The 13,152-nt window shown below is 40.0% G+C and carries 11 protein-coding genes and 1 tRNA gene; 4 read left to right on the forward strand and 8 right to left on the reverse strand.

Annotated features, from left to right (window positions below; all coding sequences use genetic code 11):
* Positions 1 to 2: 2 nt before the first annotated feature.
* The 3 genes from MTT29_RS01735 to murA form a co-directional block, all read right to left on the reverse strand.
* Positions 3 to 77: transfer RNA gene (locus MTT29_RS01735), tRNA-Gly, on the reverse strand.
* A 50-nt stretch (positions 78 to 127) separates the two neighbouring features.
* A complete protein-coding gene (locus MTT29_RS01740) occupies positions 128 to 1,288 on the reverse strand; it encodes a molybdopterin molybdotransferase MoeA (RefSeq protein WP_429799588.1) in 1,161 nt (386 codons plus the stop codon).
* Between the two features lie 2 nt (positions 1,289 to 1,290).
* Entirely contained in the window at positions 1,291 to 2,559 is a 1,269-nt protein-coding gene (gene murA / locus MTT29_RS01745; RefSeq protein ID WP_429799589.1) for a UDP-N-acetylglucosamine 1-carboxyvinyltransferase, read from the reverse strand.
* Positions 2,560 to 2,697: 138 nt separating this feature from the next.
* On the opposite strand from murA, the gene MTT29_RS01750 reads away from it, so the two are divergent.
* The 4 genes from MTT29_RS01750 to MTT29_RS01765 are packed head-to-tail and all read left to right on the forward strand — an operon-like array spanning position 2,698 to position 5,230.
* Complete coding sequence (locus MTT29_RS01750; protein WP_429799590.1) at positions 2,698 to 3,378, forward strand: NlpC/P60 family protein; 681 nt, start codon at positions 2,698 to 2,700, stop codon at positions 3,376 to 3,378.
* Positions 3,362 to 3,940 carry a rhomboid family intramembrane serine protease gene (locus MTT29_RS01755; protein ID WP_429799591.1) on the forward strand — a complete coding sequence of 193 codons (579 nt, stop codon included), beginning with the start codon at positions 3,362 to 3,364 and terminating at the stop codon, positions 3,938 to 3,940. Before MTT29_RS01750 ends, MTT29_RS01755 begins: the two co-directional genes overlap by 17 nt.
* The gene (locus MTT29_RS01760; RefSeq protein ID WP_429799592.1) at positions 3,924 to 4,736 is read left to right on the forward strand and encodes a ferritin-like domain-containing protein; all 813 of its coding nucleotides are present in this window, start codon (positions 3,924 to 3,926) and stop codon (positions 4,734 to 4,736) included. Before MTT29_RS01755 ends, MTT29_RS01760 begins: the two co-directional genes overlap by 17 nt.
* The gene (locus MTT29_RS01765) at positions 4,733 to 5,230 is read left to right on the forward strand and encodes a SixA phosphatase family protein (protein ID WP_429799593.1); all 498 of its coding nucleotides are present in this window, start codon (positions 4,733 to 4,735) and stop codon (positions 5,228 to 5,230) included. Before MTT29_RS01760 ends, MTT29_RS01765 begins: the two co-directional genes overlap by 4 nt.
* Positions 5,231 to 6,055: 825 nt before the next feature.
* On the opposite strand, the gene MTT29_RS01770 is transcribed toward MTT29_RS01765, so the two are convergent.
* Genes MTT29_RS01770 through MTT29_RS01790 form a run of 5 tightly spaced genes read right to left on the reverse strand, consistent with a single transcriptional unit; the run spans position 6,056 to position 13,112 of the window.
* Positions 6,056 to 6,547, reverse strand: coding sequence for a flagellar protein (locus MTT29_RS01770; RefSeq protein ID WP_429799594.1), 492 nt, complete (start codon positions 6,545 to 6,547; stop codon positions 6,056 to 6,058).
* 4 nt (positions 6,548 to 6,551) lie between these two features.
* Positions 6,552 to 7,898 (reverse strand): TolC family protein, encoded by a 1,347-nt coding sequence (locus tag MTT29_RS01775; protein ID WP_429799595.1) that lies wholly within the window; start codon positions 7,896 to 7,898, stop codon positions 6,552 to 6,554.
* 1 nt (position 7,899) lies between these two features.
* Positions 7,900 to 9,828 carry a MacB family efflux pump subunit gene (locus MTT29_RS01780; protein WP_429799596.1) on the reverse strand — a complete coding sequence of 643 codons (1,929 nt, stop codon included), beginning with the start codon at positions 9,826 to 9,828 and terminating at the stop codon, positions 7,900 to 7,902.
* Positions 9,829 to 11,025, reverse strand: coding sequence for an efflux RND transporter periplasmic adaptor subunit (locus tag MTT29_RS01785; RefSeq protein ID WP_429799597.1), 1,197 nt, complete (start codon positions 11,023 to 11,025; stop codon positions 9,829 to 9,831). It lies immediately after the preceding gene.
* A 53-nt stretch (positions 11,026 to 11,078) separates the two neighbouring features.
* Entirely contained in the window at positions 11,079 to 13,112 is a 2,034-nt protein-coding gene (locus tag MTT29_RS01790; protein ID WP_429799598.1) for an ATP-dependent helicase, read from the reverse strand.
* Positions 13,113 to 13,152: the final 40 nt, after the last annotated feature.

A 13,152-nucleotide genomic window follows, 5' to 3' on the forward strand; every position in this document is an offset into this window, starting at 1 on the left:
GATGGAGCGGGAAACGAGATTCGAACTCGCGACCCCAACCTTGGCAAGGTTGTGTTCTACCCCTGAGCTATTCCCGCAATCAAAATGAAGTCCGCATTTTATCAGATTGTTTTTCATTTGTCAAGGATTATGGAAGTTTTATGAGTGAAATTTCGCTATTTTGTAAAATTTCACCTTGATCAGAGCTAGTTATCAACACAAAATCGCTCTTTAATATATGATTTATCATGCCTGAGCCATATTTTCCGCCATCAGTTGCTATAAATTTACCATCAATTACATTGCCAAAAACAGCATTTGCTCTGCCCGATTTTACCTTCAAATTTTCACTATTGATAGCTTTTTGCGTTACAAAGCACTCGTTTTTTAGAAGTGGCAAAACAAGCATCATCGTGCAAAGATAAGCAGCCATAGGGTTGCCAGGCAAGATAAAAACAAGCTTGCCATCTTTTTCGTAAGCCTTGCAAGGTCTGCCAGGTCTTATGTCAAGGTGTGAGAAAATTTCATCGTATCCAAGCTCGCTTAGGGCTATTTTCATGAAGTCAGCCTCACCAGCGCTCGCTCCGCCAGAGCAGATAACGATGTCGTAGTTTGCAGCGTTTAAAAATGCCTGTTTTACAGCATTTAGCTCATCTTTTATGATGCCAAGATATGAGCTTTTTTGACCGATTGAGCTAAGAAGCGCAGCGATACCAAAGGCATTTGCATTGTAAATTTCATCCTCGCTCGCTCTTTGCCAAGGCTCGATGATCTCGTTTCCGCTTGAGTAAATTCCAACACTAGGCTGCTTTTTCACATCTATAAAGCTTATACCCTGAGCTGCTAGCATCATCACGCTTCTTGTGTTTAAATTTTCGCCACTTTTTAGTAAAATCTCACCAACCTTTGTCTCTTCGCCTTTAAAGCGGTAAGCATCGCCTTTTTTAAGCTTAGCTGGTGCTTTCACAAACTCGCCCTCAACGACGCAGTCTTCAAATCTCATGACCGTGTCAGCACCTTTTGGCATCTTGGCACCTGTCATGATCTTCACGCACTCGTTTTTGCCGATAGCTAGCTGCTCTTTATCGCCTGCAAAGGCACTTGCGATGATCTTATAGGGCTCATTTTTTTCATCAAATTTAACAGCAAATCCATCAAGCGCTGAGTTATCAAAGCAGGGCAGGTCTTTGACCGCTATCACGTCATTTGCTAAGGTCTTACCAAGAGCCTCGCTAATGGGTAAAATTTCACTCTCATTTTTTGGTTTAAATTTAGCTTTTAAAGCCTCAACTGCGTCATTTACTAGCATTTTTACTCCTCAAGCCTAACGATTTTTGCCCCAAGGCTTTTAAATTTCTCCTCCAGCCTCTCATAACCTCTATCAAGGTGGTAAATTCTATGCACCAAACTCTCGCCATTTGCGATAAGAGCGGCTAGTATCAGCGCTGAGCTCGCTCTAAGATCTGTCGCCATGACATCAGCTGCATTTAAATTTGCAGGGGCATAAACGCTTGCGATGTGACCATTTAAGCGGATATCAGCGCCCATTCTAGCTAGCTCGCTAACGTGCATAAAGCGGTTTTCAAAAAGCCTCTCATCTATCGTGCTAACGCCATTTGCCGCAAGACAAAGCGCCATAAACTGAGCTTGCATATCGGTTGGAAAGCCAGGATACTCAGTCGTTCTTATCTCGACTGGTTTTATCTCATTTGTCGGTAAAATCGTGATCTTATCGCCATCCACTTCGATGCCAAAGCCCATCTCTTCAAATTTATTTAAAATGGCCGTCATGTGCGCAGCATTCGCCCTTGTGACTGAAATTTTGCTATTTGTGATGGCTCCAGCGCAAAGGTATGTGCCAGCCTCGATCCTATCAGGGATGACCTCGATATCACAAATTTCAAGCAGTTTTTGACCGCTGCCAGTGATCTTTAGCTCGCTTGTGCCTATGCCTTCGATCTTTACGCCACTTTGAGCCAAAATTTCACAAATTTGCACCACTTCAGGCTCAAGCGCGACGTTAAAAAGCTCTGTCGTGCCGTGAGCTAGAGCTGCTGCCATGATGATGTTTTCGCTGCCAGTTACGGTGATCTTATCAAAAACTATCTTTGCGCCTTTTAGACCATTTGGCGCGGTTGCGACAACGTAGCCTTGCTTTATCTCGATATTTGCGCCCATTTTCTCAAGTGCGCTTAGGTGTAGATCAATAGGTCTTTGTCCGATCGCACAGCCTCCAGGAAGGCTCACTTCGCAATGTCCAAAGCGCGCTAGAAGCGGACCAAGCGTCAAGATAGAAGCACGCATCTTTCTAACGATGTCGTAGTTTGCCGTGGTCGAATTTACGCTGCTTGTATCAATACTTAGTGAGTTTTCATCTTTAAATTCGCACTTTGCACCAAGATTAACTAGCAACTGGCAAAGCGTCTTTATGTCAGCGACATTTGGGATATTTGTTAAATTTATTTTATTTTTAGCAAGTAGGGTTAGGGCGATGATAGGTAGGGCGGCATTTTTGGCTCCGCTGATCTTTACTTCGCCGCTTAATTTGGCATTGCCTTCTATTTTTAGATAGTGCATCATTATTTTTTGCCTTAAGAAAATATATTTTTTGCCGATTATATTGTTTTTAAACTTAGAGTAAAGAAAACAGGGCGCTATTTTCGCTTTATTTACATTTAAGAGTTAAAATTACGAAAATTAATTATTTTGGATAAAAATATGTTAAGTTTAATAAATAAAAGAATATTTTTTGCACTATGCGTTGCACTTTTTACAGGTTGTTCTTTCACCTCAAATGAGCCTAAAATCCCACAAAATGACTACAATCAAACCGCCTCTACAAACGAAGACTTTAGCAGACAAACTTCAAGTGAGCTTTTAGACGAAGATGACGACAGAGCTGATAAAGAATTTGGTTCATTTTTTAAAAAATACTTAAATACTAGAGCAGGGGGCGACTGCTCAGGCTTTGTATCTATCGTAAATGCAAAATATAAAAATATGTATTTTGATGAAAAAACTATCAATAACTACTACAGCAAGGGCGGCAGAAAGTCAAAAGCCATCTACAACTTCTATGAAAGCCAAAATTTAATCACTCATAAAAATCCAAAAAAAGGCGATCTTATCTTCTTTTCAAACACCCTTGGTAAAGGCATACAAAAAAATAAAGACAAGAAAAACGTCACTCACGTCGGCATTGTAACAGCTATACTCCCGGACGAAACGGTGAAATTTATCCACAACTCTGGCGGCAAGATCATCCACAGCTATATGAATTTAAAACAAAAAAACACGCACCTAAAGGGCGACAAAGAGATAAATAGCTACGTTGTAAGGTGCTCAAACGCTAGCTGCCTAGCGGCAAACAGATTTGCTGGATATGGCAAAGCTAAGTAGCCCAGCTACATTTGCGCTTATCCTTTTAAATTTAGCTGCATTTTTTGGTATTACTTTTCTGCACTCGCGTGAGTTATGGCTCGCGCTTGGCTTAAACATCTATTTTTTAGAAAAACTCTATATATTTCAGCCCCTCACATCTATCTTTATGCACGCAGGCGCAGGTCACTTGCTCATGAATATGCTCTTTTTATATCAAGTTGGCACGATGAGCGAGCTATATCTTGGCACGAAAAAATTTATCATTTTTTATATTGTTGGCGGCGTTTTGACGCAAATTTTAAGCTTTATTTATATATATTTTGCATTTGAAAATGAGAAATTTATAAATTTAGTCGGTGCAAGCGGAGCTTTGTGTATGCTCTTTGGCATGCTGGCGACATCGGTGCTTTACTCAGACAAAAAGACGTGGTTTGGCTACTTTGCCATCGTTGTTGCCATGAGCTTTTTGCCGCTACTTATGGGCATAAATGTCGCATGGTACGCACACTTTATTGGCTGGGCTGTCGGCTGTTTGTATGCTAAATTTTACTTAAAGAGAGCAGATGAGATTTTACGATGAGATCTGGGACATTTTAAACGAAGGCGACGTGGGGCTTAAATTTTTAAAATTTGAGCTATTTTACGAGAAATTTAGATCAAATTTGGATATTTGTTTTGATGAAATTTCTGCGCCAAATGAGCTAACTACCCCATGCTACGCTAAATTTTGCGACGTTGTTAGTATGAAAGAGCTAAACAAAAAGGTAAAGCCAAAAGATAAAAACCTAAATTTCATCCACTCGGTCGCTCACATCGAGTTTAGTGCCATTGACATCGCGCTTGATGCTTGTTATAGATTTAGAGGGCTGCCAAGGGAGTTTTACGAGGACTGGCTGGAGGTGGCTGAGGATGAGATCAGGCACTTTTGTATGATAGAAAATTTACTTACAAAGCAGGGCGGTAGATACGGCGAACTAAGCGTGCATGATGGCCTTTTTATCGCACTTCAAAAGACCTCAGATAGGCTCACTAGCCGCATGGCGCTACTGCCAAGATATATGGAGGCAAACGGCCTTGATGCAAACGCTCACATCATCAAAAGGCTAGAAGCTGAGGGCAGGCAAGAAGAGCTCATAGAGTGCCTAAAAGTCATCTTAAAAGAGGAAGTCTCTCACGTTTATAAGGGCGATAAATGGTTTAAATTTGCCTGCAAAAAAGAGGGCGTCGATGAGAAAAGCTACTTTGACATCATATTAAATTTATATCCAAATTCATTTCAAAGTATGAGAGAGATCAACGAAAAAGACCGCTTAAAGGCTGGATTTAGCGAGGAAGAGCTTAGTTGGATAAAGAATTTCTCAAAGGAGAGATCATGAGCAAAATTTACTTTATAAGGCACGCAAAAGCAGTTGATGAGAATAAAGACGGTGCAAAAGACGCCTCAAGAGAGCTTAGCCCAAAAGGAAAAGAGGACGCTAAATTTATGGCTAGCAGGCTAAAAATGTATAATGTGATGCCTGGAACTATCTTTTCAAGCAGTGCCAAAAGATGCGAGCAAACAGCAAAAATCATCGCTAAAACTTTAAAATTTAAAGAAAAATCCATAGAGATAAAAGACGAGCTTTACGACATAAGTTTTGAGGATCTTTTGGAGTTCGTAAGAAATTTAGATGAAAATTTAGATGAAATTTTCATCATCACGCACAATCCAAGCATAACTGAAATTTGCGAGTATCTAAGCGACTCATCGATCGATAATATCCCAACTTCAGGCATTTTTTGCATTGAGTTTGAGTCTGAATTTAAAGAGCTAAAAGAGGGCAGTGCAAAAGCTTTGTTTTTTGACCACCCAAAGAAACATCAAAGATAAGTTTTATTAAAAATCCGCAAATTTACTCATCGCAATTTGACAGATACAAAGAACATCTGCTTATTTGATTTTTCAAATGCAAGTTTTACTTTTGAACCAAAAATCATTTTCTACTCAAATTTTAAAATTTATCACTCCAGTTTTGAAAATTTAACCATTTCAAGTTAAAACTGCTAAGCATAAAAGCAAATTTAAAATCAACCATAATTGCAATGCCAAAATATGACAAAAGGTAAAATGCAAGGTATTTTATATATTTTGTATTGAAAACTGTAATTTTCAAATTGATATTTTAAAATCTTTATTCTGCTCTTTTTAAAGTTTTAAATGGCTATATTTGGCTAGGTTTTGCATTTTATATTTTGTGTGATCTAAATTTATACATTAAATTTGGCGTAAAAAAATTTGTAAGAAAATGAGTTAAATTTTACACTTTTCAAAAATGGTTAAATTTTAAAAATTGGTAATATGAATTTGAAATTGTGAAATTTGCATTTATCTTATACATAACTTAAAATTTGATCTACCATATTTTGAAAATGATGAGCGAGTGTTTTTCCAAAAAACTGATAAAGTGATCATATACGTGCTAAATTTAAGAGCAGTATAAAAAAATAAGAACAATCCATGATTTTTGTTTTTGTGCGCCAAATATTGAAATTGCGCGTTAAATTTTGGAGTAAGGGGTTAATTTTACTATTAAAAGCAACTATAAAAACCCAAATTTGTATTTGTATGTTGATGTATGTGATATTGGGCGATAAATTTATTAAATTTGTTATTAAAATACGCCTGAAAACTATTTTTAAAGACAAAGTGCGTGAATTAAATTTTATCGTTAAAAAGCGTGCGGATATCTAGTGTGAAGTTTTTGGGCATAAATATAGGTGAGTCTAAAATTTTAAGCACGCCGTCATCAAATGAGAGAAATTCCACTACTCTTTTGCGTTTGTTGTCAGTTTTTATGCTCATATCGGCTAGGCGAAGTATCTTTATGATCTGCATTTTATCTGCCGTCCATTCACAAAAAGCTAGAAATTTAGAGTCGTCTGAAAACAAAAAGCAAGCTGTTGCCCTGTCGCTAAGTAAAATTTGATCGGCACAGTCATCTTTAACTAAATTTTGATCCAAATTTGATAGATTTTTTGCGTGGTTTAAGAGCTCGTTTTTTAAATTTAGATAGTGCTCGCCATTTATAAAAAGTCGTAGCTCGCCAATGGTTGGAGCGCCCATAGTGACCTCGCAACCTACAAATTTGGCGCTAAATTTGCCATCGTTGCTACACGCGTTTGCCTCGTAGTCCCAAGCTGAACTCATAAATTTACCTATTAAATTTGCCAGCCATCGCTTTATAGATATTTAACTCGTCTTGTAAAAGTGTGTATTTTGCTTTTAGCAACCCTATTTTGGCCTCCAGCTCGCTATTTTTCGCCTCTAAAAACTGCTTTAGCTCGACCTTGCCGTAAGAGTATTTTAGCTCATAAATTTTTGAAATTTCTTCGTAGTTTTTTATCTGCTCTTGATAGTTAGCAAGCAGTGTTTCGTCATTTAAGTAGCCTTTGTAAAATGCGTCTATCTCGTTTAGCGCGCTATTTAGAGTGCTTATATAGTTTAGTTTTGCAAGCTCAAAATTTGCCTCGCTAACCTTTAAATTTGACTTTAGCTTGTGGTAGTTTAAAAATGGCAAATTTAAAGCGATGTTGCCATTTAGAAATTTAAGACTAAAGGCTTCCTCTTTTTTGTCGGTGCTGCTTTTGAGGCTAGCTCCTAGCGTGATGCTTGGATAAAACTCTTTTTGGCTCGCTTTGTAGTTTAAGATGCCCTCTTCTATGCGGTAAATAGCCGCTCTTAGATCAGGGCGGTTTGCTATGGCGCTTGTTGGCACATCTAGATCAACGCCCACGCTTTTTACAGGGCTTAGCGTGAGGTCTTCAAATTTAAGCTCAAATTCTGGCCTCTCATTTAGCAAAATCCTAAGCGTTTTTTTAGCACTCACAAGCTCTTTTTTGGCACTTTCTATCTTATTTTGAGCGCTCAAAAGCTGTGAGTTTATCTGTTTTAGGCTTAGCACCTCCTCTTTGCCAAGTTTAAATTTAATCCCAACTATCTCATTTAGCTTCTTATAAATTTCTAAAATTTGCTCATAAGTTTTTATGCTATCATTTAGATATAAAATTTGAAAATAAGCGTCTGCCACGGAGTTTATCACACTTAGTTTGCTAGCTTCCAGATCAAATTTGCTAGCATCTGCTTCAAACATCGCTGCGTCTTTGCTGTTTGCTAGCTTTTGCCAAAGGTCAAGCTCGTAGCTAAGCCCTATGCTTGAGCCAAAACTTCTACTAGAAGCGCCGCCCTCTTTTATATTTTTACTACTTGATGCCTCGATGCCAGCGTTAAAGCTTGGGATGAGATTTGCCTGCAAAACGCCAGCTTGAGCGAGCGCTTTATTTACATTTATCGCAGCTTTTGCAAGGTCGGTGTTGTTTTTAAGCGCAAGCGCTACAAGCTCATTAAGGTAGCTTTGGTGATACTGCTTCCACCAAGAAGTGTCTAAATTTAGCTCACGGCTGGCGTTATCTTCAAGTAAAATTTGCTTGTAGTTTTCATCTATATTTTTAACAGCGCAACCGCTTAAAACGAGCACCAAAGCTAGGCTTAGAAATTTCATATTACTCCCTTGAAAGCGCATCTATTGGATTTAGTTTTGAGGCGTTTTTGGCAGGCATGTAGCCAAAGATGATGCCAATCGCCATCGATGTGACAAGTGCAAGCACGATCGAGCCGTTTGAAAAGATCATGCTAAAGCCGTTTAAGAAGTTGTTAAAGATGTAGCCGATAGCGTAGGATAGGACGATGCCGATGGCTCCGCCGATAAGGCAAAGCAAGACCGCCTCTATCAAAAACTGCTGCAAGATGTTGCTCTGTCTGGCTCCGATCGCCATTTTTATGCCTATCTCTTTGGTGCGCTCGGTGACTGAGACTAGCATGATGTTCATGACGCCTATGCCCCCAACTACGAGCGAAACGACGGCTATGCTTGAGATGAGAAGGCGCATGGTCGAGATGGTCTCTTCGATCGTTTGCTTGATGCTATCTGAGTTTCTTGTAAAAAAGTCCTTTTTGCCGTGCTTGATCTCTAAAAGCTCAGTTAGTGTTTTTTCGGCGATTTGCGCATTGACACCTTCATTTACTTTAGCTGTGATCGAGTTTATAAATTTATCCCCAGTGATCTTGTTTAGCACAGTCGTGTAAGGGGCGTAAATTTTAAGCGTGCTTGAATCGCCCATCTTAAAATCATCCTTTTGCAAAACGCCGATAATGCGAAGTGGCTTTTTGTTAAAAAGTATGGTTTTGCCGATAGGATCTTCGTTTTTAAAGATGCTATTTTTGGTGTTTTGATCGATTAAGGCGACTGAAGCTGAGTTTAAAACCTCGTCATCATCGTAAATTCTGCCCTCTTCTAGCTTTAGCCCATTTACGTCAAAGCTCCCTACTCCACCACCCTTTAGGCTCGCACTTAGCGAGATATTTTCATAGGTTAGCACGCCTGAGGTGCTTGTATTTGGCGTGACAGAGTCTAAAAAGGACTGCTTAGCAAGCATGTTTGCGTCGCTTATGGAGAGCGTTTTTACCTTGCCTGAGAGCATATCGCCAAAGCCTTTGCCTGGCATGATATCGATCGTGTTAGTGCCGATCTTTCTGATACCAGCTAAAATTTGCTCCTGCGAGCCTTTGCCAAGGGCCACGACGCTAATGACTGCGGTTATGCCGATAATAATGCCAAGCATGGTTAAAAGCGATCTTAGTTTGTGAGCTAACATCGCATTTACCGACATTTTAAAGCTCTCTATGAGCTGATCTTTATAGTAGGTAAATTTGCTCTTTTCTGGCTGAGTTTGCTTTGCAGCCTCGTAAATTTCGCTATTTTTGACATTGTCGTTTACGATCTTGCCATCTTTTATCTCGATCACCCTGCTCGCGTACTCGGCGATATTTGGATCGTGCGTGACGATGATGATAGTGTGGCCTTTTTTGTAAAGATCAACTAAAATTTCCATCACTCTTAGACCACTTTTGCTATCAAGCGCACCTGTTGGCTCATCAGCCAAGATGATCTCGCCACCATTCATCAGCGCCCTTGCTATGGAGACCCTTTGCTGCTGTCCGCCTGAAAGTTTGTTTGGTAAATTTTTAGCTTTTTCACTAAGTCCAAGAGAGTCTAAAATTTCCATCCCTCTTTTTTCTCGCTCGATCTTGTTTGCACCTGCGTAGATGCTTGGCAGCGCTACGTTTTCAAGGGCATTCATCGTGCCAAGAAGGTTGTATCTTTGAAATATAAAGCCAATTTTATCCCTTCTAAGCTTGGCAAGGGCGTCGCTGTCAAATTTTGATATATCTTTGCCGTCCAGCAAATACTCGCCGCCACTTGGGCTATCTAAGCAGCCAAGGATGTTCATAAGAGTCGATTTACCAGAGCCAGACTGGCCGATGATGGCTATAAACTCGCCCTTTTTTATCTCTAAATTTATGCCGTGTAGGATCTCTATCTCATTGTCACCTAGCTTAAAGCTTTTGGTGATATTTTTTAGACTTATCACTTAAAACTTCTTATGTTCTTTTGCGATCATCTTGGCGATCTCGCTTGATGAGCCTTGAGATGTGATGATCTCGTCGCCTTCATTTATACCGCTAATTATCTGCGTATCGAGGTTATCTTTTATGCCAGTTTTGACCGCTGTTTTTACGGGCTTGCCATCTTTTAGCACATAGACAAAAGTGCCGTTTTCATCTTTTTTGATGCCGATGCTTGGCACGATGATGGCGTCCTCAACATTTGCTATTAAAAGCTCGTTTTGCGTGGTCATGCCTATCCTTAAAATTCCATCTTTATTATCAACGATGCTTTGCGCGTAGTAATAGACCGCCGAGCTGCTACTAGAGCTACTTGAGTATGAAGACTTACTGCTACTGCTTGAGCCGTAGCTGCCATCACTTAGTGTGGTGAGCCCTGGGTCGATCGAGCTAACAGCCGTTTGAAATTTCTTAGTTGGCTCAGAGAGGATCGAGTATTCAATTGGCGTGCCGACTTTTATCTTGGTGATGTCTCCCTCTGCTATTTGCATTTTCATCTTCACATGGCTAAGATCGGCGATATTTACGATAGTTGGCGTAGTTTGGTTGGCATTTACAGTTTGACCCTCCTCAACCTGCACGCTTACAACGGTGCCGTCCCTTGGTGCGGTGATCTTTGTATAGCCTAAATTTATCTTAGCAGTACTTAGCTCGATATTTGTCTGCTTGATCTGTGCTTCAAGCTCCTTTATCTTTGCGCTGTTTGCGCTAAAAGTGTTTTTTGCGCTTTCAAATTCTTGCTTTGAAGTGGCGTTTTTGGCAAAAAGTGCATTTTCTCTATCAAACTGCGTTTTAGCGATATTTAGAGCTACTTTTGCGCTTTCAAGCTGGGCTTTGTAGATAGCAAGCTGTGCTTCTTTATTATCGATGCTATTTTGCTGGGTCGAGCTATCGATACTTGCGATCATATCGCCCTTTTTGACCTGATCTCCAAGCTTAACGTAGAGCTTTTTTATCTGACCGCTCACCTGAGCTCCCACGTCGATTAGCTCGGTAGCGAAAATTTCTCCAGTCGCATCGACCTTTTTGCTAAATGAGCCCTTCTTTGCCTTTTTGGTGATAAACTCCACCTTTTCATCTTTTACCTTAAAAAAATTATCATAGACAAAATATCCACCGACGCCTAAAATAAGTAGAATTATTAAAATTTTAGTTTTTTTCATCGCTTCTCTTTGTAAAAAATTGGTAAATTCTACTTCACAATAGTAAATACTCTCTAAGCTTCCTCTTTTGCCATGCCAGCCTCTATCAAAAACCTGCTTGGCTGGTAGGTCACCTTCTTTATCTTGTCGTATTTTGCGTAGCTAAGATAAAGCTCGTCTTTAGCCCTAGTAACTGCGACATAAAATAGCCGCCTCTCTTCTTCTAGGCTGCCGCCCATGGACATTAGCTTTAAATTTGGAAAGCGGTTTTGCGCGAGATCTACTATAAAAACTTGGTCAAACTCAAGCCCCTTGCTCGCATGCACGCTAAGCAAGCTAACGCCCTGCCCTTCGCTCATCTCGTTGCTTCCAAGGGCTAAGAAGTTGTAAAATTTACTGATATCTTGATATTTTTTAGCTAGCTCGCTTAGCACCACGCTCTTTGCCATTATGCGCTCTTTGACCTCTTTTTTTAGAGCAAGATCGACGTTGCCATTTTTTAGAGTTGCCCTTTTTGTGCTGATGTTTTCGACGATTAGTGAGTAAATTTTGCTAGTTTTTATCTCATTTATCATCGTGGCTGGCTTTGAGATATTTCTCATGCCTCTTAAAAAGTTGTAAATTTCATATAAAAACTGCGCCCCACTCTCGCTTAGCTTTTGTAGCTTTAGCACAGGGTGGCCTAGAAATTTATCGCTAAAGCCAAGCTTAGAAAACCTTGAAACCTCGGCAAATTCATCAAGGTCGTCAAAAAGGCCTAGCTGATAGTTTCGCCTTTTGTTTGATGAGATATTTACGCTCTCGTCTGGCTCAACTATCCCTTTTATCAAATTTCCATGTCCAAGCTTAAGCAGTGCGTCAAAAATTTCTTTGCTAACTGCGCTGCCAACGCCTTTTGCGTATTCGCAGATATGGATAAATGCCATTATATCTTTTGGATTGACATAAATTCCCATTATGTCGATGAGTGCTTTGATCTCGCGGCTCTCAAAGAAGCTTACCCCGCCCTTTCGCTTTGAGCCAATGCCTCGCTCTTTTAGCGCGACCTCGATGCCGTCAGCTGATGAGTTGTTTCTAAAGATGATAGCAATATTTTCTCTATTAAACGGCGAAAATGAGATGATATCGGCGATATTTTGATACTGATCAAAAAGCTCGTTATAGACAAGCAGCCTTGGAGGCTTAAAATTTCCCTCGCGGCTAACTGTGAGGTGCTTTTCATAAAGCCTTGGATTGTTATTTATGACCTTATTTGCGAGGGCAAGTATGCTTGAGCTTGAGCGGTAATTTACATTTAAAGCGTAGATATTTGCGTTTGGGAAGCGATCTTTAAATGAGCCAATGATCTCGATATTTGCGCCGTTAAATGCGTAGATGCTCTGGTCAAAATCGCCCACGCAAAAGAGGCTCTTTGTCTTAAATGCGTCTATGAGGCTGCCTTGAAGCGTGTTTGTATCTTGATACTCGTCGATCAAAATTTCATCATAAGCTAAATTTGCCCCATTCTTTAGCTCGTCGCGCATTTTTATGAGAAGATCGTTAAAATCAGCGTAAGAAAATTTAGCCTTTTCAGCCTCAAACTCTTCTAAAACATCTTCATAAATTTCAGCATAAACGCCCTGCTCTTCGCTCTTGTCACTTATCCATTTGCCAAATGTTGTGCCTTGTTCGCTGTTTTGAAAGAGCGAGTAAAGATCGTATAAATAGGCTCCGCCGTAAGGCTTGACGTCGCTTAAATGGTAAAATTTACGCCTCTCAACAAGACTTTTTAAAAGCGTCTTTAGCTCGCTTGGCTGCTTTAGCGTGACGCCTTTATCAAGGCTTTTTAAAAGCGAAAATGAGACCGAGTGAAAGGTGCCTGCGGTGATTTTAGAGGTGATTTGTTTGTCAAAATACCTATTTAAGCGCTCTATCATCTCACTGGCTGCTTTGTTGGTGAAAGTTAGAAGCAAAATTTTTTCTGGCTTTACACCTAAATTTAAAAGATGAGCGATGCGAGCGACGATCGTGCTAGTCTTGCCAGTGCCAGCTGAAGCGATGATGAGATTGTGTCCAAATGGCGCAGTTGCAGCGGTGTATTGTTCTTTGTTTAACCTAGATAAGGGCATTGTTTCCTCTTTATTAAAAAGGCCTAATTATAGCTACTTA

The sequence above is a fragment of the Campylobacter concisus genome (genome assembly GCF_050447485.1).
GTDB lineage: Bacteria > Campylobacterota > Campylobacteria > Campylobacterales > Campylobacteraceae > Campylobacter_A > Campylobacter_A concisus_BQ.

What these genes read in the sequence shown, in the direction of transcription:
- MTT29_RS01740 (WP_429799588.1), bottom strand. Translation starts at nt 1,288, where the DNA reads ATGCTAGTAAATGACGCAGTTGAGGCTTTAAAAGCTAAATTTAAACCA.
- murA (WP_429799589.1), bottom strand. Translation starts at nt 2,559, where the DNA reads ATGATGCACTATCTAAAAATAGAAGGCAATGCCAAATTAAGCGGCGAA.
- MTT29_RS01750 (WP_429799590.1), top strand. Translation starts at nt 2,698, where the DNA reads ATGTTAAGTTTAATAAATAAAAGAATATTTTTTGCACTATGCGTTGCA.
- MTT29_RS01755 (WP_429799591.1), top strand. Translation starts at nt 3,362, where the DNA reads ATGGCAAAGCTAAGTAGCCCAGCTACATTTGCGCTTATCCTTTTAAAT.
- MTT29_RS01760 (WP_429799592.1), top strand. Translation starts at nt 3,924, where the DNA reads ATGAGATTTTACGATGAGATCTGGGACATTTTAAACGAAGGCGACGTG.
- MTT29_RS01765 (WP_429799593.1), top strand. Translation starts at nt 4,733, where the DNA reads ATGAGCAAAATTTACTTTATAAGGCACGCAAAAGCAGTTGATGAGAAT.
- MTT29_RS01770 (WP_429799594.1), bottom strand. Translation starts at nt 6,547, where the DNA reads ATGAGTTCAGCTTGGGACTACGAGGCAAACGCGTGTAGCAACGATGGC.
- MTT29_RS01775 (WP_429799595.1), bottom strand. Translation starts at nt 7,898, where the DNA reads ATGAAATTTCTAAGCCTAGCTTTGGTGCTCGTTTTAAGCGGTTGCGCT.
- MTT29_RS01785 (WP_429799597.1), bottom strand. Translation starts at nt 11,025, where the DNA reads ATGAAAAAAACTAAAATTTTAATAATTCTACTTATTTTAGGCGTCGGT.
- MTT29_RS01790 (WP_429799598.1), bottom strand. Translation starts at nt 13,112, where the DNA reads ATGCCCTTATCTAGGTTAAACAAAGAACAATACACCGCTGCAACTGCG.